General features: G+C 46.2%; 16 protein-coding genes. 13 read left to right on the top strand and 3 right to left on the bottom strand.

Annotation, left to right across the window (positions count from 1 at the left end; all coding sequences use genetic code 11):
- The first annotated feature begins 351 nt into the window (after positions 1-351).
- The 5 genes from smc to def all read left to right on the top strand — a co-directional run bounded on the left by smc (position 352) and on the right by def (position 8593).
- Positions 352-3864 carry a chromosome segregation protein SMC gene (gene smc, locus ACO0KW_RS06185; protein WP_423051653.1) on the top strand — a complete coding sequence of 1171 codons (3513 nt, stop codon included), beginning with the start codon at positions 352-354 and terminating at the stop codon, positions 3862-3864.
- A 5-nt stretch (positions 3865-3869) separates the two neighbouring features.
- Positions 3870-4955 carry a cell division protein ZipA C-terminal FtsZ-binding domain-containing protein gene (locus ACO0KW_RS06180; RefSeq protein WP_423051651.1) on the top strand — a complete coding sequence of 362 codons (1086 nt, stop codon included), beginning with the start codon at positions 3870-3872 and terminating at the stop codon, positions 4953-4955.
- Positions 4956-4974: 19 nt separating this feature from the next.
- Complete coding sequence (ligA, locus tag ACO0KW_RS06175; protein WP_423051649.1) at positions 4975-7041, top strand: NAD-dependent DNA ligase LigA; 2067 nt, start codon at positions 4975-4977, stop codon at positions 7039-7041.
- 101 nt (positions 7042-7142) lie between these two features.
- Positions 7143-8027 carry a UTP--glucose-1-phosphate uridylyltransferase GalU gene (gene galU, locus ACO0KW_RS06170; RefSeq protein WP_423051647.1) on the top strand — a complete coding sequence of 295 codons (885 nt, stop codon included), beginning with the start codon at positions 7143-7145 and terminating at the stop codon, positions 8025-8027.
- A 32-nt stretch (positions 8028-8059) separates the two neighbouring features.
- Positions 8060-8593 carry a peptide deformylase gene (gene def / locus ACO0KW_RS06165; RefSeq protein WP_423051645.1) on the top strand — a complete coding sequence of 178 codons (534 nt, stop codon included), beginning with the start codon at positions 8060-8062 and terminating at the stop codon, positions 8591-8593.
- Between the two features lie 761 nt (positions 8594-9354).
- Here def and ACO0KW_RS06160 read toward each other — a convergent pair.
- Genes ACO0KW_RS06160 through map form a run of 3 tightly spaced genes read right to left on the bottom strand, consistent with a single transcriptional unit; the run spans position 9355 to position 13539 of the window.
- Complete coding sequence (locus ACO0KW_RS06160) at positions 9355-10101, bottom strand: pseudouridine synthase (RefSeq protein ID WP_315487460.1); 747 nt, start codon at positions 10099-10101, stop codon at positions 9355-9357.
- 34 nt (positions 10102-10135) lie between these two features.
- Positions 10136-12697 carry a [protein-PII] uridylyltransferase gene (locus tag ACO0KW_RS06155; protein WP_423051642.1) on the bottom strand — a complete coding sequence of 854 codons (2562 nt, stop codon included), beginning with the start codon at positions 12695-12697 and terminating at the stop codon, positions 10136-10138.
- Complete coding sequence (gene map / locus ACO0KW_RS06150) at positions 12697-13539, bottom strand: type I methionyl aminopeptidase (protein ID WP_423051640.1); 843 nt, start codon at positions 13537-13539, stop codon at positions 12697-12699. Before map ends, ACO0KW_RS06155 begins: the two co-directional genes overlap by 1 nt.
- Before the next feature lie 369 nt (positions 13540-13908).
- Here map and rpsB point away from each other — a divergent pair, with 369 nt between their 5' ends.
- The 8 genes from rpsB (at position 13909) to rseP (ending at position 21642) form a co-directional block, all read left to right on the top strand.
- Entirely contained in the window at positions 13909-14652 is a 744-nt protein-coding gene (rpsB, locus tag ACO0KW_RS06145) for a 30S ribosomal protein S2 (protein WP_423051638.1), read from the top strand.
- A 155-nt stretch (positions 14653-14807) separates the two neighbouring features.
- Positions 14808-15689: a translation elongation factor Ts gene (gene tsf, locus ACO0KW_RS06140; protein WP_395009450.1), complete on the top strand. Its 882-nt coding sequence runs from the start codon at positions 14808-14810 to the stop codon at positions 15687-15689.
- 229 nt (positions 15690-15918) lie between these two features.
- A complete protein-coding gene (pyrH, locus tag ACO0KW_RS06135; RefSeq protein WP_186920692.1) occupies positions 15919-16635 on the top strand; it encodes a UMP kinase in 717 nt (238 codons plus the stop codon).
- Positions 16636-16745: 110 nt separating this feature from the next.
- Positions 16746-17306: a ribosome recycling factor gene (gene frr, locus ACO0KW_RS06130; protein WP_314863415.1), complete on the top strand. Its 561-nt coding sequence runs from the start codon at positions 16746-16748 to the stop codon at positions 17304-17306.
- Positions 17307-17350: 44 nt separating this feature from the next.
- Positions 17351-18106 (top strand): polyprenyl diphosphate synthase, encoded by a 756-nt coding sequence (uppS, locus tag ACO0KW_RS06125; RefSeq protein ID WP_423051635.1) that lies wholly within the window; start codon positions 17351-17353, stop codon positions 18104-18106.
- 111 nt (positions 18107-18217) lie between these two features.
- The gene (locus ACO0KW_RS06120; RefSeq protein ID WP_423051633.1) at positions 18218-19045 is read left to right on the top strand and encodes a phosphatidate cytidylyltransferase; all 828 of its coding nucleotides are present in this window, start codon (positions 18218-18220) and stop codon (positions 19043-19045) included.
- A 46-nt stretch (positions 19046-19091) separates the two neighbouring features.
- Positions 19092-20279 (top strand): 1-deoxy-D-xylulose-5-phosphate reductoisomerase, encoded by a 1188-nt coding sequence (gene ispC, locus ACO0KW_RS06115; protein ID WP_423051631.1) that lies wholly within the window; start codon positions 19092-19094, stop codon positions 20277-20279.
- 1 nt (position 20280) lies between these two features.
- Positions 20281-21642, top strand: a complete 1362-nt coding sequence (gene rseP / locus ACO0KW_RS06110) for an RIP metalloprotease RseP (protein ID WP_423051629.1) — start codon at positions 20281-20283, stop codon at positions 21640-21642.
- Positions 21643-21656 lie beyond the last annotated feature (14 nt).

Raw genomic sequence — 21656 nt, 5'->3', positions numbered from 1 at the left:
TCCAAACTTTGAGCGGCCTGTGCCTACGCATTCATTTCAGATTGCTTTAGGGACGTATTATAGCCGCGCTTGGCATACCCAACGCGGGCAAGTTCAAGGAAGTTTTGGCATTCCTTCGCTTAAAGTGTCAAGGCAGAAGATTTTTAGCGTCGCCTGCTTGCCAAAATCTGCAAAACTAGGCCGCCAAAATGTTATGATGCTCCGTCTTACTTGTCCGAACTATAAGTCGAGCAATAGGTAAATTGTCATCTATAATTTTGTTTTTTGCAAAAATGAAGAGCCTATTGACAGCCTGTTAGAAACGGATTGAATTTGTGCATCTTGATCTAATAATCGATAAATAAAAATAACGTGCGCTTAACTTCTATTAAATTAGCTGGATTTAAATCCTTCGTCGACCCCACTCACTTTCATGTTCCCGGTCAACTAGTTGGTGTGGTTGGCCCGAACGGCTGCGGCAAATCGAATATTATCGATGCCGTCCGTTGGGTCTTGGGCGAATCGAAAGCGTCCGAATTACGTGGCGAATCGATGCAAGACGTTATTTTTAATGGTTCGACGCATCGTAAGCCAGCCGGACGTTCTTCGGTCGAACTGATTTTTGATAACAGTTTAGGTAAAGCAGCCGGGCAGTGGGGCCAATATGCCGAGATTGCCGTCAAGCGCACTTTAACGCGCGACGGTACTTCGACTTATTACATCAATGGTCAGCCCGTGCGCCGCCGTGATATTCAGGATATTTTCTTAGGCACTGGCCTTGGACCGCGCGCTTACGCGATTATCGGTCAGGGCATGATTTCTCGGATTATCGAATCGCGTCCTGAAGAATTGCGCGTTTTTCTGGAAGAAGCCGCTGGTGTATCACGCTACAAAGAACGTCGCCGTGAAACTGAAAACCGCATCCACGACACGCATGAGAATCTGGTGCGAGTTGAGGATATTCTGCGTGAATTAAATAATAATTTAGAAAAACTCGAAGCACAGGCTGTCGTCGCCAACAAATACCATTCACTACAAGCGGATCAAGAAGAGAAGCAGAAATTATTGTGGATGTTACGCAAGCGTGAAGCTGCAACTGAACAGAAAAAGTATTTTGCTGAAATCGAAAAATGTCAGCTCGATCTGGAAGAACAAACTGCTAAGTTACGTCACGTCGAGTTAGAGTTGGATCAAATGCGTCAGGCGCACTATGCAGTCGGCGACAAAATGCATCAGGCGCAGGGCAATTTGTACCAAACCAATGCGGAAATTGGCAGTCTCGAAGCGCAGATTAAATTCGTCATCGAATCACGCGCACGTTTGCAATCGCAATTAAATTCCCTTTCCGCTCAACGCGATCAGTGGCAGCGCCAAGGTCAACAATTTCAAGATGATTTGTCCGATGCAGAAATGCACGTCGAAGAATTGGCGATGCGCAGTGAGGAGGCGCAGGAAACGGTAGCGCAACAAAACGAAAAAATTCCAGCGCTGGAACAAATTTGGCGTGATGCGCAACTCAAATCGACCGAATCTCGCGCTAAAATTATGCAGATGCAACAGCAGATCGAACTCGAATCTGCGCATCAACGCAATGCGTCAAATATTCTGAACACCTTAGCGGTACGTCGCGAACGCTTGAATCAAGAAAAGCAAGGTTTGGTCATTCCAGATTCTTCGCATTTGCAAAACCTCGCACTGCAACTCGAAGAGAGAAAGCAGATGTTAGAAGAAACGACGATGCAATTGGAAGAAGCGCAAGAGCGCTTGCCCCAGTTGGAAGAAGAGCGTCGTTCTGCGCAAGATCAAGTCAATAAAGATACAACGCAATCGGCGCAACTCGATGCGCGTTTAGCTGCTTTGAAATCTTTGCAAGAAAAAGTCGAAAGCCAAGGCAAGGTTCAACCATGGTTGGCGAAACATGAATTAGAAAAAATGCCGAAATTATGGCAAAAAGTGCAGATAGAAAATGGCTGGCAAACCGCATTGGAGTCTATCCTGCGAGAGCGTACTTCGGCCTTGGAAATGTCGAATTTGGAATGGGCAAAGGCCTTTTTTAATGACGCGCCGCCTGCGAAGTTAGCCCTATATGCCCCACAAGTTATCGCACCCGTGGCGATGGTGGAAGGATTGAAACCACTGCTCAGTTTACTGCAACTCAATGATGCGGGTGTCCGTAGCGTGATGCAAGATTGGTTGCACAATGTGTATATCGCCCCAGATGCGCCAACAGCTTTTGCCGAGCGGGCGAAATTGCCAGCAGGCGCGAGTTTCATTACCAAAGAAGGTCACCTCATCAGCGCGAATAGCGTGCGTTTCTACGCAGCAGATTCCGAACAAGATGGCGTACTCGCTCGTCAGCAAGAAATTGAAAACATCACGAAACAAGCTCGTGCTCAGCACCTGCTGGCCGATGAAGGTAAAACTCGTGCAGTGCGCGCGGAAGCGTTATTGAGTCAAGCAACTCAGACTTTACAAGAACTGCGTGTGCGTGTTGCTGGCTTAACCCAATCGGTTCACGGTCTACAAATCGAGTACATGAAGTTGGCAGAGGTGCAGGAACGCTTCAATCAACGCAGTACGCAGATTCATTCAGACTTGGCTGAAATTGCTGAGCAAGAGCAAGAACAGCAAACCGCACGCACAGAATCGGAAGCAAAATTTGAAGAGCTCGATATCGCTTTGGCCGAAATGCAAGAAACTCATGAAGATGGACAGACTGCATTCTTGGAAAAAGAGCAGCAATTGAATGATGCTCGTTCCCGTTTGCGTGACTTAGAACTAGCAGCACAAGAAGCGAGTTTTTCCGAGAAAACGCATCGCGTTAAAATGGAAGAACTAAGACGCAATATCGCCACTGCATTAGAACAGTCCTCGCAGTTATTTGCGAATATGCAGCAAGGCCAGCTTGAATTAGAAAGCATGGATGAGCAAACCGCGCACGCTGGTTTGCAAACCCTCTTAGAAAAACGTAGCGATCAAGAGCGCGTCTTGGCTGATGCACGTCATGAGCTCGATCAATTGACACAAAAACTGCGTCATTCGGAAGAATCAAAAATGCAGGTTGAACGTAGTTTACAACCGCAGCGCGATCGCATCGTGGAATTGCAATTAAAAGAACAAGCTGCGCGTCTTAACCAAGAACAATTTGAAGAACAGTTACGTAATTTTGAAGTCGATGAAGCGGCGCTCGAAGGAAAATTACACGATGACTTGAAACCGTCCTATTTGCAAGGCGAGGTCACCCGTTTAACCAATGCGATCGCAGCATTGGGCGCGGTTAATTTGGCTGCTTTGGATGAGTTGACACAGGCAACCGAGCGTAAAACTTTCCTCGATGCGCAGTATGCCGATTTGACAGAGGCGATCACGACTTTGCAAGACGCGATTCACAAAATTGATATCGAAACGCGTGATTTGCTACAAGATACGTTCAATCGCGTGAATCATCACTTTGCCGAATTGTTCCCTATCTTGTTCGGTGGTGGTCAGGCAAAATTGATTATGACGGGTGACGAAATTCTCGATTCTGGTGTGCAAGTGATGGCACAGCCACCGGGTAAAAAGAATGCGACGATTCACCTATTGTCAGGTGGTGAAAAAGCCTTGACGGCGACGGCTTTGGTGTTCTCGATGTTCCAGTTAAATCCAGCACCATTCTGCTTACTCGATGAGGTCGATGCGCCGTTGGATGACTCAAACACCGAACGTTTCTGTAATATGGTGAAACGTATGTCTAGCAATACACAATTTTTATTTATCTCCCACAATAAGATTGCAATGGAAATGGCACAACAATTGATTGGTGTCACCATGCAAGAGCAAGGGGTTTCTCGAATCGTTGCGGTCGATATGGAATCGGCAGCAAGTTTAGTAGGTGAGGGTTAAGCAGTATGTCAGAATTAACGATGAGTTTGATCATTGCAGGTGGCGCATTTGTAGTGGTGGTTTATATTTATAGTAAATGGCAAGAATATCGCGCGCGAAAAAGTGTCGATCGCGCCTTTTCTGGCGGTCATGATGATGTCTTGATGAATGCACGTGATGATGCTGAGCTGGTAAGGCAGGAGCCGCAATTCGATCAAGACGAATTAAGTGATATGAACGAAGGGGAAAATTCGAACACTCCCAGTACTGATCCAGTTATTGGCACTAAGCCTGACTTTGATGCCACGATGTATGGCAAAGAATTATCGGTAGACGATTTGATCGACTGCGTTATTCCACTTGAATTCGAAGCGCCGATTCGTGGTGAGAAATTGCTTAAAGAAGTGAGTGATTTGAAATATGTGGGACGTAAACCCGTGCATTTCATCGGTTTAACACATGATGGAAAACGTGATGAAATTGCGCATGGTGGGATCTACACCGCGCTGTTCGCTGGTGTACAAATTGTGAGTCGTAGTGGGCCGTTGAATGAATTGGAATACTCAGAATTCGTTAGCAAACTGCGTGAGATTGCTGATCGCCTCAATGCCCACTCTGATGTGCCCGATATGAATCGTGTGATGTCGAACGCGCGTGAATTGCATCAATTCGTAGCAGAGCATGATGCGCAACTTAGTGTCAATGTTCTATCCAATGGCGCGCCTTGGGATATCACTACTTTACTCGGAGCATTAGAGAAGCAGGGCTTTGATGTGCGCCCAGATGGTCGCTTAGTCATGCCTGATGGTGACGTCGGCAATTTGTTCACGTTATCGACCAATGTCAGCGCTAGCGAAACCGTAACCTCTAAATTAACTTTGTTACTTGACGTTCCATGCGTGTCCCCAGACTTAGAAGGTTTCGGAGTCATGGCAAAATGCGCGCGTTCTTTGGCATCTCGCCTTGGTGGAACGGTGGTTGATGATGGAAATAATCCTATTTCCGATCAAGCTTTAGCAGAAATAGCCGATCAGGTGCGCGAATTTTGTAATGCAATGGCGGTGGCTGAGATCCCAGCTGGCTCACGTCGCGCAAAGCGCTTATTTAGTTAATTGAGTAGAGCGCTTCAACATGCAAAATGATTTATTTGCCGGTAATGCCGCTCAGCAAACTGGTCGCAAGGAAGAGACTTTGCCAAACTTGGCGCAGCGTTTGCGTCGTGAATTAACACAACATGGCTACAACTACTACACGCTGGATGCACCAACGATACCCGATGCGGAATACGATAAGCTCTTCCAGCAATTGCAAACATTAGAAGCTCAGCATCCCGAACTAAAGACAACGGATAGTCCGACCTTGCGAGTGGGCGGTGCCATACTGCCGGAATTCTCTCAGGTCCAACATGCGGTTGCGATGCTGTCCTTGAATAATGGTTTCGAAGACGAGGATGTGATCGCGTTTGACCGTCGTGTGCGCGAGGGACTAGAGTTCAGTGAGCAAGATGTTGAATATGCGATCGATTTAAAATTTGATGGCTTAGCGATAAATCTGCGCTACGTAAATGGCGTATTCACACAGGCCGCGACGCGCGGTGATGGCTATACTGGTGAAGATGTGACTGAAAATATACGGACAATTCGTAGCGTGCCATTACGATTGCGTTGTGAAAATCCACCTGCGATTTTGGATGTGCGCGGTGAGGTTTTGATGTTTAAGGCTGATTTTGACAAACTGAATCAGCGTCAACGTGATCTCGGTGCCAAAGAATTTGCCAATCCTCGTAATGCTGCTGCGGGGAGTCTGCGTCAACTTGATTCGACAATTACGGCGCAACGTAATCTGCGTTTCTTTGCCTATGGAATCGGCCTGTTGGAAGGTTCAGAATTGCCAGCCTCGCATCGTGATTTGCTCGATTGGTATCAAAGCATAGGCATTCCTACTTGTGACGAAAAAGCCTTGGTTAAAGGTGCGCCTTCGCTGTTAGATTTTTACCGTAGCATACAAGAAAAACGCGCGCAGTTACCGTACGAAATTGATGGTGTGGTCTACAAAGTGAATCGCTTTGACCAGCAAGCAACTCTGGGTTTTGTGTCACGCGCACCGCGCTTTGCAATCGCGCATAAGTTCCCAGCTGAAGAGGCTTTAACGACAGTGCTCGATATTGAAGTTCAAGTGGGTCGCACAGGCGCGATCACGCCAGTTGCTCGTTTAGCGCCCGTGTTCGTCGGTGGCGTGACTGTCACCAATGCGACTTTGCACAATGAAGAGGAAATTCAGCGCAAAGATGTACGCGTTGGTGATACCGTTATTGTGCGTCGCGCTGGTGATGTGATTCCAGAAGTCGTTGCCAGTGTTTTGGAAAAGCGACCGGAACAAACTAGCGTATTTGTATTGCCAAAACAATGCCCGATTTGTGGTTCCGATATTGTTAAATTGGAAGACGAAGCCATTGCACGTTGCTCTGGCGGTTGGATCAAATGTGCGGCGCAGCGTAAAGGTGGTTTGTTCCATTTTGCGTCACGTAAAGCTTTGAATATCGAAGGCTTGGGCGAGCAATTGATTGAACAGTTGGTCGATAAAAATGTGGTGACGACGGCCGCTGATTTTTATAAGTTGGGCTTGATGGCATTGGCTGAGCTTGATCGTATGGCAGAAAAATCTGCTCAGAACGTGCTCGATGCCTTGGAAACTTCAAAATCAACCACCTTGCCCCGCTTTATTTACGCGCTTGGAATTCGCCATGTTGGGGAGTCGACGGCCAAAGATTTGGCGCTGAGCTTCGCCGATATGGAAACTTTGATGGCAGCGACGGAAGAACAGTTGTTGCAAGTGAACGATGTCGGTCCTGTGGTTGCGCAATCGATTATTCGGTTTTTTGCTGATCCGTTTAATGTCGAGTTGGTGCGTCAGTTGATTGCTTCTGGAATACACTGGCCAGTAATAGAAAAATTGGATTTAAGTAATTCTGTGTTTGCGGGCAAAACCTTGGTATTAACAGGGACTTTACCGACATTGAGCCGCGAACAGGCGGGTGCATTGATTGAGAAAAATGGCGGCAAAGTTGCAGGTTCCGTCTCCAAGAAAACCAGTTTTGTAGTGGCAGGTGAAGATGCGGGCAGCAAGCTATTAAAAGCCCGAGAGTTGGGTGTTGCCGTACTTACTGAGGAAGAATTGCTTGCTCTCTGCAAACAATAATAATGAAAAGTAGGTTGGCGCTGAACAAAGTGAAGCCCAACAAAGCAACATGGCAAGTTAAGCAAAAATATAAAAAAGTAAGACATTGGTGAGGGACACAAATGCAAAAAATTAAGAAAGCCGTTTTCCCAGTAGCTGGATTTGGTAGTCGGTTTCTACCAGCGACGAAAGCACAACCAAAAGAAATGCTGTCTGTCGTTGATAAGCCGCTGATTCAATATGCTGTGGAAGAAGCTGTAGAAGCAGGCATTACCGAAATGGTGTTCATTACAGGGCGCAATAAGCGCGCGATTGAAGATCACTTTGATACTGCCTATGAATTGGAAAGCGAGCTTGAAGCGGCTGGAAAACATGCCTTGTTAGAGATTGTTCGGAGCGTCATCCCGAGCAACATCAATTGTATTTACATCCGCCAGCAAGCTGCTTTAGGTTTAGGGCATGCTGTTTTGTGTGCTCGCCCCGTCGTGGGCGACGAGCCATTTGCGGTCTTGTTAGCGGATGATTTGATGGATGTGCGTCCCGGACAAAAAGGTGTTACTGCGCAAATGGCAGATTTGTACGCGCAAGAGGGCGGCAGTATCGTCGCTGTACAAGATGTTTTGCGTGAGTTCACCAATCAATACGGTATCGTTAGCGGCTCAGCTTATAAGCCGAATTTGGAACGCATGCATGGCATCGTGGAAAAACCAAAACCAGAAGATGCACCATCCACGCTTGCGGTGGCAGGACGCTATGTATTGTCGGGAAAAATCTTCAATTATCTAGAAAATTTGGGTAAAGGTTCCGGGGGGGAAATCCAATTAACCGATGGTATCGCAGCGATGCTTAAAGACGAGCCAGTGTTTGCCTATCGTTGCGACGCAAAACGCTATGATTGCGGCTCCAAATTGGGCTACCTCAAGGCTAGTGTTGCTTTAGGCTTAAAGCATCCTGATGTAGGTGAAGAATTTGCCAAATATTTGCATGAATTGATGGGTTCTAAGTAATTGCTATTGATACTAACTGGAGATGTGAAGCTATGATCTATCCAATTTTGAAAATGGGTGACCCGCGCTTACTCAAAGTATCGGATGCTATCCAAGAATTTGACACGCCAGCTTTGCATCAGTTAATTGCGGATATGTTTGACACCATGCAGCATGCCAATGGCGCGGGTTTAGCAGCTCCGCAGATTGGCATCAATCTGCAATTAGTCATTTTCGGCTTCAAAAAAAATCCACGTTACCCCGATGCGCCGAATGTGCCTGAAACTGTATTGATTAATCCCGTGTTGACGCCTTTGTCGGATGAAACTGATGATGCCTGGGAAGGCTGTTTGTCCGTGCCAGGCATGCGCGGTTTGGTACCACGCTGGAGTCGTCTGCGTTATGAGGGTTTTGATCAGTTTGGTCAGAAGATCAGTCGTGATGTGGATGGTTTTCATGCACGAGTCGTGCAACATGAGACGGATCATTTGAATGGGGTTTTGTATCCTATGCGGATTAAGGATTTGACGCAGTTTGGGTTTACTGAGGTTTTGTTTCCTGAGTTGGATCCTGATGAGGATGATTGAGTTTTTTTTGATTCGTATTAATTTTACGGTTGATTTATTGTCTGTAGGTCGGGGGTAGCCCGACAGCTAGTTACCTTTTTTGCTTCGCCAAAAAAGGTAACCCAAAAAAGGCGACCACGCAGCCACTGCCCTTCGGGTGCCCAATTGTGCAAGACAAAAATGGGGAGAGTCAGAAACTCGCTACGCTCAAACATCTGACTCTCTTTTTCCCATTTCTGCCTCGCACAATTGGCAGTGTCAGAAGTGGAACTGCGTCAAAGTCAAAGTCGAAAGCAACAGCAACAGCAACAGCAACAGCAACAGCAACAGCAACAGCAACAGCAAAACATTAAATACCGACAGACTTTAGTTTTCTATTAGCAGTTGTTTGTCGCTGTTTTTGACGTTGTTTTTGATTTTGCTTTTGACCTACCCCCGTTTGAGACGATGTAATTTGTGCTTGGCAGAAAATGGGATCAGGGTTGCGATTGTTTGAGCGAAGCGAGTTTTCGCAACACCCCATTTTTGGACACGCACAAATTATGCTGGAGCGAAGCGTAAGCACCCGAAGGGCGAGTCTACGGTCGCCTTTTTGGGATTACCTTTTTTGGCGAAGCAAAAAAGGTAATTGGCTGTCGGGCCACACCCGACCTGTGAACGATGAGTTTATGTGAAGGTGAAAAAGAAATTAGGCTCAACGCCTTTGACCCGCAAACGTAAATCAACAACAAAAAAGGAGCAAACCAATAAAGCCAGCTCCTTTAAAAAATCAAATCAAAAAATCAAAACGGCTCATCATCCCGCAAATACCGCCATTGCCCCTCAGGCAAATGCCCAAGACGCACTTTACCAATACGCACACGTTTCAAACCAACCACCCGCAATCCCACCATCTCACACATACGACGAATCTGGCGTTTTTTGCCTTCTTTGAGAATGAACTGTAATTGGTCTTCATTCATCCAGCGTACCTTCGCGGGAATCAGTTTCTTCCCATCTAAGCTTAAGCCATGATTGAGTAAGCGCAAATCACCAGCAGGTAATTTACCTGGCTTGGTGTACTCGACGCGAACCAAGTATTCTTTCTCAACATCGGTATTCTCACCAATCAAGATCTTCGCGACGCGACCATCTTGCGTCAGTACCAGTAATCCAACTGAATCAATATCCAAACGCCCCGCAGGTACCAGACTGCGTAATTGCGTTGGGTGAAATTCGTTTTCAACTTTGCATTCGCTCCAACGATTTTCTGCTTTGACTAATGCAATCGCAGGCTCATAGCCGTCTTCTGCTTGCCCGCTGACATAGCCAACTGGTTTGTTGATAAGTATCGTTACGCGCTTGGATTGCTCGGCTGCGGCCTGACGTTCTACAGTGACTTTTTGATCGGGAAAGACTTTGCTGCCTAACTCGGACACGACCTTGCCGTCTACGCGTACCCAACCCTTTGCGATCCATTCGTCGGCTTCGCGGCGTGAGCACAGTCCTAATTCGGACATGCGTTTGGAGAGTCTTAATTGTTCTGTCATAACTAATTTCTTCTTATTGATTTTGATGGTTCATCTAGATGCGCAGCGCATCTAGTAATTCAGATTCAAATTGGATTTGATTTTTAGGATTATGTAATGCGGCTCCATCGACCAAAAAGACATCTTCTACTCGTTCACCCAGCGTCATGACCTTGGCTGTGTGTAGATTGATTTTATATTTGGCGAGGACGCCAGCAACTGAATACAGCAAGCCATTTCTGTCATTCGCCGAAATCGATAACAAGAAATATTGACCTTTGTCGTCTGGGCGTAATTCCACGGTTGGCACCAAAGGGAAATTGCGAGACAAGCGTGACAAGCGTCCTTGATTCGGTGTGCTCAATGGAACCTGTTTGGCCAAGACTTCTGCCAATTCATGTTCGATTAAATTAATGATATCGCGATAATTGCTGGCAAATGCGGGTTCGGTTACTAGGAAGGTGTCGAGCGCATAACCACTTTTCGTGGTGTGAATTTTCGCATCGAGAATCGCAAAATTCTTACTGTCAAAATAATTGCAAATACGGGCAAACAAATCTGCTTGATCCGGTAAGTAGACAGTGACTTGCAGGCCTTCACCTATCGGTGCCACGCGACATTTGACGATGGGAGTAGGGCTGCCTAGTTTGTCATGCAATACGCGCGTTTGCCAGGCAATGTCGGACGCGTCGTGTCGCAGGAAGTAAACAATGTCGAGTTCGTTCCATAACTTTACATGGGCATCATGTTCTATGCCGACTAAACGCAAAGCCTTAAGTGCTTCTTCTTGGCGATTTTTCAGTTCACGATCCGAGGAAGGGGTTTCTCCTCCAAGCACACGTAGCGTAATCTTATACAAGTCTTCTAATAACTTGCCTTTCCATGCATTCCATACTTTGGGGCTCGTGCCACGAATGTCCGACACGGTGAGTAAATATAAAGCGGTCAAGTGGCGTTCGTCTTTGACCAAATTAGCAAATGCTTGGATGACGTCGGGGTCAGATAGATCTTGCTTCTGTGCGACCTGCGACATGGTTAAGTGTTGTTGCACCAAGAAAATGACTAATTCGGTATTGTCTTTGGAGATACCGTGGTCAAAGCAAAATTTACGTGCATCTGCCATACCCAAGACAGAATGATCGCCGTTGCGTCCCTTGGCAATATCGTGAAATAAGGCGGCGATATACAAGACCCAAGGCTGATTGAAATTTGCCATTAACTGGCTGCAGAAGGGGTATTCGTGCGCATGCTCAGTCATGGTAAAGCGACGCAGATTGCGTACGACCATTAGGATGTGTTGATCTACCGTATATGCATGAAACAAATCGTGCTGCATTTGCCCGACTATGCGGCGGAAGTTGGGTAAATAACGACCGAGAATGCTAGTTTGATTCATGCTACGCAGCACATGGGTAATGCCACGTGGTGACTGCAATATTTGTAAGAAAGTGCCGCGATTAAAAATGTCGTGACGGAATTCTGCGTCGATTAAATTCCGAGCGTGCCACAAAGCACGCAAAGTCTTGGCTGTCATGCCTTTTAGGTTTGCATTCTGCGATAAGAGTAAAAACACTTCTAACATTGCAGAAGGTGTTTGTTCAAACACGTTTTCTTCAACGATATCGATTAAGGCGTTGACTTCATTAAAGCGCTCATTAATGACTTTTGCCTGATGCGGCAAAGGAAATAGAACCGCTTCAATATTCTGCAATAAGATGGTGTTGAGCTGCGTAACCGCTTTTGCCGCCCAATAATAGCGTTGCATCAAATATTCGCTAGCGCGGCGCGATTCGGTGGTTTCAAAACCAAAAGTGGCTGCAATGGCAGTTTGCAGATCAAATACCAAACGATCTTCGCGACGACCTGCTTGTATGTGCAAACGCACGCGTATGTCTTTGAACGCGCGTTCATTGCGTTTAAGTTGATGCGCTTCAGTGGCGGTAATCAAACCGCGTGCCGCGAGCTCTGCCCAAGAGTCACCGAGTTTGGCGGCTTTCGCGACCCACAAAATAACTTGTAAATCGCGCAATCCACCCGGACTTTCTTTACAGTTCGGTTCCAGGCTATACGGTGTGTCTTCGTATTTGACGTGACGTTGATGTAATTCCAGAAGCTTAGCTTGGAAGAACTGTTGAGGATTCATCGCCTCATCATAGCGGGTTTTAAGTTCACGAAAACTATTGCGACTACCTGCCAATAAACGTGCTTCGAGCAATGCTGTTTTGACCGTGATGTCGGCCGCGGCTTCGGTCATGCATTCGTCTATCGTGCGTATGCTATGCCCAATGTCCAGACCGATATCCCAGAGTATTTGTACTAGGTTCTCGAGTTTCTCTTTAAGCGCTTTGTCTGGATCATTGGTTAGCAGAATTAAGACATCGACATCGGAATAGGGAAATAATTCGCCGCGCCCATAACCGCCGACTGCCACTAACGCAAGTTCTTTTGGAAAGTTAAAGTTTTTCCAGATTTCACTTAAGTTGGCATCGACGCAGCGACACAAATCTTTGAGCAAGGATTCAGCCTTCGGTTTATCTTTGAAGGATTGAATAATGATTTGCTGTTCGGCCTTGAGCTTTGCTTTGAAAGCCATGGCATTCGCGATGGCTGTTTTCATCAGGTTTTGGCTTGTGCTGTCGTTTGGTCCGAATTTTGCGCACTAATAAATGCTGGTGGTAGGGGCGAGCCTGCGGACAATGTTAATACTTCATAGCCGGTCTCCGTGACCAAAATCATATGTTCCCACTGCGCAGATAGACTGCGGTCTTTTGTCTTAATCGTCCAACCGTCATTCATTTCACGAATTTCTCGGCGACCTGCGTTGATCATTGGTTCAATGGTAAAGATCATGCCTGGTTTTAATTCGTCCAGAGTACCTGGGCGACCGTAATGCAAAATTTGTGGCTCTTCATGGAATACTTTGCCAATGCCGTGGCCACAGAACTCACGTACTACGCTGTAGCCGGCTTTTTCTGCATGTTGCTGAATTGCATGGCCAATATCGCCTAAATGATTGCCGGGTTTGACTTGTTGTATCCCCAGCCACATACATTCGTAAGTGATTTCGCTTAAGCGTTTTGCTAATATGGATGGCTCTCCGATGAAAAACATACGGCTATTGTCACCATGGTAGCCATCTTTAATGACGGTAATATCTAGATTTACGACGTCCCCATTTTTCAATACTTTATCGCCTGGAATGCCGTGACAAATTACATCGTTGACTGAAGTGCAAATCGCTTTTGGATAAGGTGTGTAGCCCGGTGGGCAATAATTCAGTGGTGCGGGAATTGAACCTTGCACGTTCGTCATGTAGTCGTGGCACAAACGATCGAGTTCGCCAGTAGTAACGCCTGCTTTGACGAAGGGGGTAATGTAATCAAGTACTTCAGATCCTAAGCGACCGGCAATGCGCATGCCAGCGATATCTTCAGCGGTTTTAATGGAAATAGATGACATGCGTTCTCTGCAATCAGAAGGTAATAAGGGAATTAGAGGAGTTTAAGGCTGAATTATAGACGAGGAGTAACAAGCGCGCTGTCATAGCTATAGAATAAACGCCATTTTTGCGAATTTATTTTTGGTCTACTCAACCTGTTTGGTGAGGGCGCAAGTACCAATGATGCTTGAGTTCGTCTCTGTACTTGATCAAAGTGACTGTTTCGGGTTAGAATAGATGGTTAGCTTGAATAAATTGCATGCTAATCAAATTTAGTAGTAAATATTTTGTTTCTTAAAGATCGAATCTGGTCGAAAAGGGTGTTTCTCTTCTAGTGTAAAAAGCAGAGGAATCACTGACTCGATTCAAGACCTAACCCTGGAGTTATTATGTCTGTAACAATGCGTGAAATGTTAGAAGCTGGTGTTCACTTCGGTCACCAGACCCGTTTTTGGAATCCAAAAATGGCACCGTACATCTTTGGTCATCGCAATAAAATCCATATCATGAATTTGGAAAAAACATTGGCGATGTATCAAGAAGCAATGAAATTCATCCGCCAATTGTCCTCTAACCGTGGTACGGTTTTGATGGTTGGTACTAAGCGTCAAGCGCGCGAATTGATCGCTGCTGAAGCAAACCGTGCTGGTATGCCTTTCGTAGATCAACGCTGGTTGGGTGGTATGTTGACTAACTTCAAAACAGTCAAAACATCTATCAAACGTTTGAAAGATATGGAAGCTTCTATTCAAGACGGTTCTGTAGAGAAGTTGTCGAAAAAAGAAGGCTTGATGTTTGAACGTGAAATGATCAAGTTGCAAAAATCTATCGGCGGCATTAAAGATATGGGCGGCGTTCCTGATGCAATTTTCGTGGTTGACGTTGGTTACCACAAAGGTGCGATCACTGAGGCAGCTAAATTGGGTATCCCAGTGATTGGTGTAGTTGATACTAACCATTCTCCAGCTGGCGTTACGTACATCATTCCTGGCAATGATGACTCTTCTAAAGCAATTGCTTTGTACGCTCGTGGCGTAGCAGATGCAATTTTGGAAGGCCGTGCCAATGCAGTGAATGAAGTGCTGGAAGCAGTTAAGCCAAGCGACGAGTTTGTTGAAGTAGAACAGGCTTAATTTCGCGCTGGCGCTTTTTAGGGTTTTTTTGAAATTCTTGATTGAGCGCAGCGTTTGAAAAGTAAAAAAGGGGCCAACGCGTGTTTGCCCCTTTTTTTAAATCGAATTTATATTGAACTTGTGCATCTTGTGATGCAATGAATTAGGAGAGAAACATGGCAGCAGTTACAGCAGCGATGGTGGGCGAATTACGTGCAAAGACAGATGCACCAATGATGGAATGCAAAAAAGCATTGACGGAGGCAGAAGGTGATATGGAACGTGCGGAAGAGATTTTGCGCGTTAAATTGGGTAGCAAAGCTTCTAAAGCAGCTTCCCGTATCACAGCAGAAGGCGTAGTTGCCTCTTTCATCTCTGGTGGCGTTGGTTCTTTAGTAGAAGTTAATTGCGAAACTGACTTTGTTACTAAGAACGATGACTTTATCGGTTTTGCAAACAAAGTTGCTAAATTGATCGCTGACGCAAACCCAGCTGATTTGGCTGCATTGGCCGCATTGCCATTGGAAGATGGCACAGTTGAAAGTATTCGCGCTGGTTTGATCGGTAAGATCGGTGAAAACATGTCAATCCGTCGTTTCCAACGTTTTGAATCTGCTGCAAAAGTCACTTCTTACTTGCACGGAACACGTATCGGCGTGGTAGTCGAATTTGACGCTGCTGATGAACAAATTGGTAAAGACGTTGCGATGCACATCGCGGCAATGAAGCCAGTTTCTTTGTCTATCGAACAAGTTCCTGCTGAGCTGATCGAAAAAGAACGTTCAGTCGCTTCTTTGAAAGCAGCAGAATCTGGCAAGCCAGCTGACATCGTTACAAAGATGGTAGAAGGTTCTATCCAGAAGTTCTTGAAGGAAGTATCTTTGTTGAATCAGCCATTCGTGAAAAACGATAAGCAGACAGTTGAGCAAATGTTGCAAGCTGCTGGCGCATCTGTAAAAGCGTTTACGATGTTCGTGGTTGGTGAAGGTATTGAGAAGAAGCAAGATGACTTCGCTGCTGAAGTGGCGGCGCAAGTTGCTGCTGCTAAACAAGCGTAAGCTGAATTAAAAAGAAAACGGGCCGAAAGGCCCGTTTTCTTAAGAGTAGTATTATTAATGAGTGTTAAAGAGTGGCATTTGTAGTATTGGCAGTAAAATGAAAAATCGTGCTAGTGCAAGCGATTATCGCAAATGTTTTATATTGGGTTTATCTTTGTTCTCTGAAAGCAGAGCAAACCTCACAGAATTTTTGCAATAATCCCTTCCCAACTTTAAAGGAGCCCAGATCGTGACTAAACCAGCTTATAAGCGTGTGCTTTTAAAACTCTCTGGTGAGGCTTTAATGGGGGATGATGCCTATGGCATCAATCGCGCTACCATTGAGCGTATGGTGGCTGATGTCGCTGAAGTTTCCCGTATGGGTGTGGAGCTGGCGATTGTGATCGGTGGCGGCAATATCTTTCGCGGGGTCGCACCTGGTGCGCAAGGCATGGACCGAGCCACAGCTGATTATATGGGTATGCTGGCGACTGTCATGAATTCTTTGGCTTTGGGTGATGCTATGCGTCAAGTTGGCGTGACTGCCCGCGTGATGTCGGCTATTGCGATTGAACAGGTCGTTGAGCCTTATGTGCGCCCTAAAGCCTTGCAATATTTGGAAGAGGGTAAAGTGGTGATTTTTGCTGCTGGTACTGGCAATCCTTTCTTTACTACCGACACCGCTGCAGCATTGCGCGGAGCAGAGATCGGTGCTGAATTGGTCTTGAAAGCCACCAAAGTCGATGGCGTGTACACTGCCGATCCTAAAAAAGACCCAACTGCCACTCGCTATACCACCATTTCTTTTGATGAGGCGATATCGCGTCATTTGCAGGTAATGGATGCGACGGCCTTCGCATTGTGCCGCGACCAGAAGTTGCCGATCAAGGTATTTTCCATTGTTAAACCAGGTGCTTTGAAAAATCTGATTATGGGTGGAGACGAAGGCACCTTAGTCCACGTATAATGCGCGGCTTTGGAACGCATTGCGTTTCATGGCTTGGTACCGCAAACTTAATTTGTTTTGAGGCCAATGAGAGCGTAAGCTCTCATTCTCATTTAGTTCAGGAGTAAATCATGACAGTTGCCAGTGTTAAAAGTAGCGCAGATCAGCGCATGCAAAAATCTATTGAAACCTTAAAGGCAGATTTGTCTAAGGTTCGTACCGGCCGTGCTCATCCAGGTATTCTGGATCACGTGATGGTAGACTACTACGGTTCACCGACGAATATCTCACAAGTCGCAAACATCACTTTGATCGATTCTCGTACCATCGGTGTGCAACCGTGGGAAAAGAAAATGTTGACCGTGATTGAAAAAGCAATCCGTGAATCCGATTTGGGCTTAAACCCTGCTTCACAAGGCGATTTGATTCGTGTGCCGACACCACCGTTGACAGAAGAGCGTCGTAAAGAAATGGTGAAATTGGTGAAGACTGAAGGCGAAGATGCCAAAATCGCCGTGCGTAATATTCGCCGCGATGCGAATGAGTCTTTGAAGAAATTGTTGAAAGACAAAGATATTTCTGAGGATGATGAGCGCCGCGCGCAAGATGATATCCAAAAATTGACGGACAAGTTTGTCGCAGAAGTTGACAAGCTCTTGGCTGAAAAAGAAAAAGAAGTGTTGACGGTTTAAGCGTCAGCGTCTTTCTTTCTTTTTTTGTCCAATCCCGGAGTTTCATGAATCATTCAAGCTCAACGAAAACAGTCCCTGATGCGGGACTGATGCCGAAGCATATTGCCATTATCATGGATGGCAATGGGCGTTGGGCTACTAAGCGATTTCTACCACGAGTAGCTGGGCACGTTAAAGGCGTTGATGCGGTGCGGGGCATCGTTGAAGCCTGTATTAAACGTGATATAAAATTTCTGACTTTGTTCGCTTTCAGTTCTGAAAACTGGCGACGTCCCGCCGACGAAGTGTCTTTGTTGATGCGTCTTTTTGTGACGGCTTTGGAAAAAGAAGTTAAGAAGATGCACGATAATAATATTCGTCTGAAAATTGTCGGCGACCTGTCCCGCTTTGATCTTCCGTTGCAAGAGGCGATTAAGCAGGCGCAGGAATTGACCGCGGCGAATACACGTTTGACCGTGACAATCTGCGCTAATTACGGTGGCCGTTGGGATATTGTTCAAGCAGTCAATAAGTTGATGTCTGACGAACAAGCTCCAACGGAAATCACCGAAGAAATGCTGGAATCGCAACTCTCGATGGCGTATGCGCCTGAACCAGATTTGTTTATTCGCACCGGCGGGGAAACACGTATTTCTAATTTTTTGTTGTGGCAACTCGCTTATACTGAATTGTTTTTTACCGATACTTTTTGGCCAGACTTTAATGCCAAATCTTTGGATGAGGCGATAGCGTCATTTCAGTCGAGAGAGCGGCGATTTGGTCGAACGAGTGCGCAGTTAAGTGAAAATCCTCAGACCTGAAGTCAGTGTTTCTGAAGGTGGAGTCTGCGCTTTAAATTAATCTACTTGGTCATTGCGTTTGCCCAATCATTCAACCTACTATTTACTCCAAATTCACCACGGGTAACTCCTATGTTAAAAACAAGAATTATTACAGCCATCGTGTTGTTGTCTATTTTGGTGCCCATCGTATTTTCTGGATCGAGTTTGGCGTTTACCGCTGCTGCTGCACTTTTTCTGGCTGCCGCAATGTGGGAAAGTCAGCGTTTATTTAACAAGCCCGGTGCGATTATTATTTCCGCGGTGTGGGCTTTCGCATTTGCCTATTTGACGTTACAAAATACCAGCTTCTCATTGCAGACTTTGTTTACTCTGTGCGTATTGTTTTGGGTTTTTGGATTGATTCCAAGCTTGAAATTTGGTTTGCCAAGTCTTACTAGTTTTGCCAGTGGTTTGATCAGTGGTGTGTATGGAGTAGCGATTTTCGGTTGCTTTGTCGCGATGAGTTATTTGTTTGGAAAATCGGCCAAGCTTTTATTGTCGGTGCTGGTGCTGGTTTGGATTGCCGATATTGGTGCTTATTTCGTTGGTAAGGCGATAGGAAAAAGAAAGTTGGCGCCGACTATCTCCCCCGGAAAATCATGGGAAGGGGCTATTGGTGGTGGAGTATTAGTGTTGTTGTTCGGCGTAGCATGCGCTTTGACGCCTGCGCTCGTCGAGACTTTGCCAGCTAAAATTTATGCGCATCAAGGCCCGATAGGATTGGTTTTGGTCATGCTCATGATTTCCGCTGCCAGCGTGATTGGTGACCTGTTTGAATCCTTACTAAAACGACGTATTGGCATGAAAGACAGCAGTAATCTTCTCCCCGGTCATGGTGGCGTGTTAGACAGAATCGATGCGTTGATCCCAGTATTGCCGCTAGCAGCCATGTTTGTTGCTATTTGGAATTTAGCGTGAAGCACCTCGTAGGTCATTAACCGTTCAACCAGACTTGTCGAATCGTATGCAAAAACAAAGAATCTGTATTTTAGGATCGACCGGGTCTATCGGTGTTTCGACGTTGGATGTGCTTGCACGCCATCCTGAGCGTTACCAGGTTTTTGCTTTAACAGCGCACACACAAATCCACAAACTTGCCGCGCAATGTCAGCAATTCGGACCGCAATTTGCTGTGGTGGCAAATGCTCAGCTCGCACAAGAATTGCGCGATTTATTGGCGCAGTTTGCTTCAAAAACGCAAGTCTTACATGGTGCACAAGCATTGTGCGACGTCGCAAGCGCCAGCGAGTGTGATGTGGTGATGGCGGCGATTGTTGGTGCGGCTGGGCTGCCAGCATCGCTTGCGGCAGCCCAGTCCGGTAAGCGCATCTTGCTCGCGAATAAAGAAGCCTTGGTCATGTCCGGGCAATTATTCATTGATGCGGTGGCAAAGAGTGGTGCGACCTTGTTGCCGATTGATAGCGAGCATAATGCGATATTTCAATGCCTGCCGCATGGTTATCAACGTGATTTAAATTCCGGTGGTATTACGAAAATCATCTTGACCGCTTCTGGCGGGCCTTTTCTTAAGCGTGATATTGCTACCTTGGCTCAGGTGACTGCGGCTGAAGCGATTGCGCATCCGAATTGGGTCATGGGGCGTAAAATTTCCGTTGACTCCGCTACGATGATGAATAAAGGCCTAGAAGTTATTGAAGCGCATTGGTTGTTTGGTGCGCCAGCCGATAAGATTGATGTTCTGATTCATCCTCAAAGTTTGATCCATTCTATGGTGTCGTATGCGGATGGTTCGCTGTTAGCGCAATTAGGTAATCCTGATATGCGTACGCCGATTGCTTATGGTTTGGCGTATCCAGAGCGTATCGCTTCTGGTGTTGAAGCTTTGGATCTGAGTCAATTTCTGGAATTAAATTTCTTTAAGCCTGATTTTGAACGATTCCCTTGTTTGCGTCTGGCTTATGAGGCTCTGCGGGCTGGCGGTTCAGCACCGACGATCTTGAACGCCGCCAATGAAATTTCGGTCGAGGCGTTTTTGAATGCGCAATTAGGATTTATGGATATAGAAAAAGTGGTTGCCGATACTTTAGGAAAAATTGCATCTCAAGCTTTGAATGCGCTCGATTCTATACTTGACGTCGATGGACAAGCACGACGCGTGGCATTAGACTTTGTCGCAAAGCGAGAGGTTTGAAATGGGTGAACGTATCTTGCAGGCGATACTGCCATTTGTATTCGCGCTCGGCATCCTGATTGTTTTTCATGAGCTCGGTCATTTTTGGATTGCGCGATTGTGTGGTGTGCGTGTGCTACGCTTTTCGGTCGGTATCGGCAAACCTTTGTGGATCAAAAAATTTGGTAAGAGCGAAACCGAATGGACACTTTCGGCAATTCCCTTGGGTGGTTACGTGAAGTTTTATGATTCACGTGAAATCGAAAATGCCACGCCGAGCGCAGCAGATCTTGCGGGAGATTTTTCCAAAAAAACTGTTTGGCAAAGAATCGCCATCGTCGCAGCAGGGCCAGTTTTTAATTTTGTGTTAGCGATTATCTTATTTTCTGCCTTGTTCATGCACGGCACGCCAGACCCGATAGCAAAAATCCGACTTGCATCCACTTCATCAATCGCTTATCAGGCCGGTCTGAGACATGGCGACACGATACAAACGATTAATGGTGAAGACGTGCAATCCTGGTCAGACATGCGATGGAGGCTTCTGCAAGCGGGGATGGATAAGCAAGACGTGCGAGTACAAGTGGCACGCAAAAATAGTGATCGCAGCACTAGCCAAGATCATCTGGAATTCAAACTTCCTTTGGCAAGTTTGAGTCAGGCGGACTTTGAGGCCGATTTCTTGCAAAAACTGGGAATGGAATTTTTTCGCCCGGCGGCGATTTTGAAAGAGGTGGTGCAAGGTGGTCCCGCGAGTAAGGCGGGTTTGAAGGCGGGCGATGAGATTGTGCAAATCGATCAACAACCGGTATTGGATAGCCAGGCTTTCCGCGACATCGTCAACGCATCTCCGAATAAATCGTTGACGATGTTAGTACATGGTTCAGGACAAGAATTTGAAGTGCAGGTGACACCCGAAGCGGTGAATGAAAACGGCAAGCTGATAGGTCGCGTACAGGTCGCGCCATTAGCGGACTTGCAGATGACTAGCTTATCGTTTTCCGCGACCGAATCGCTGTATCGCGGCACCGTTCGAACTTGGGATACCAGCGTCCTGACTGTGAAAATGATAGGAAAAATGCTGATCGGCGAAGTCTCATGGCGCAATATTACAGGGCCAATTACGATTGCTAAATATGCTGGTGAAACTTCCAGAGCTGGCTGGCTGTATTATTTGCAATTCATTGCTTTGATCAGTATTAGCTTGGGAGTGATGAATTTGCTGCCTATACCTGTGTTAGATGGTGGTCATTTGTTGTATTATTCGCTGGAAGTTTTAACTGGGAAACCAATCCCAGAGAAATATGTAGAGATGGCGCAGCGAGGAGGGCTAACTGTGCTGTTGTGTTTAATGCTTGTTGCTTTTTTTAATGATATCGTCTGACAGATGTCATAATA

The sequence above is a fragment of the Undibacterium sp. Ji22W genome (genome assembly GCF_049340305.1).
Taxonomy (GTDB): Bacteria; Pseudomonadota; Gammaproteobacteria; order Burkholderiales; family Burkholderiaceae_D; genus Undibacterium.
The sequence above is the reverse complement of the archived record's forward strand: the minus strand, read 5'-3'. Positions and strand labels throughout refer to the sequence as shown.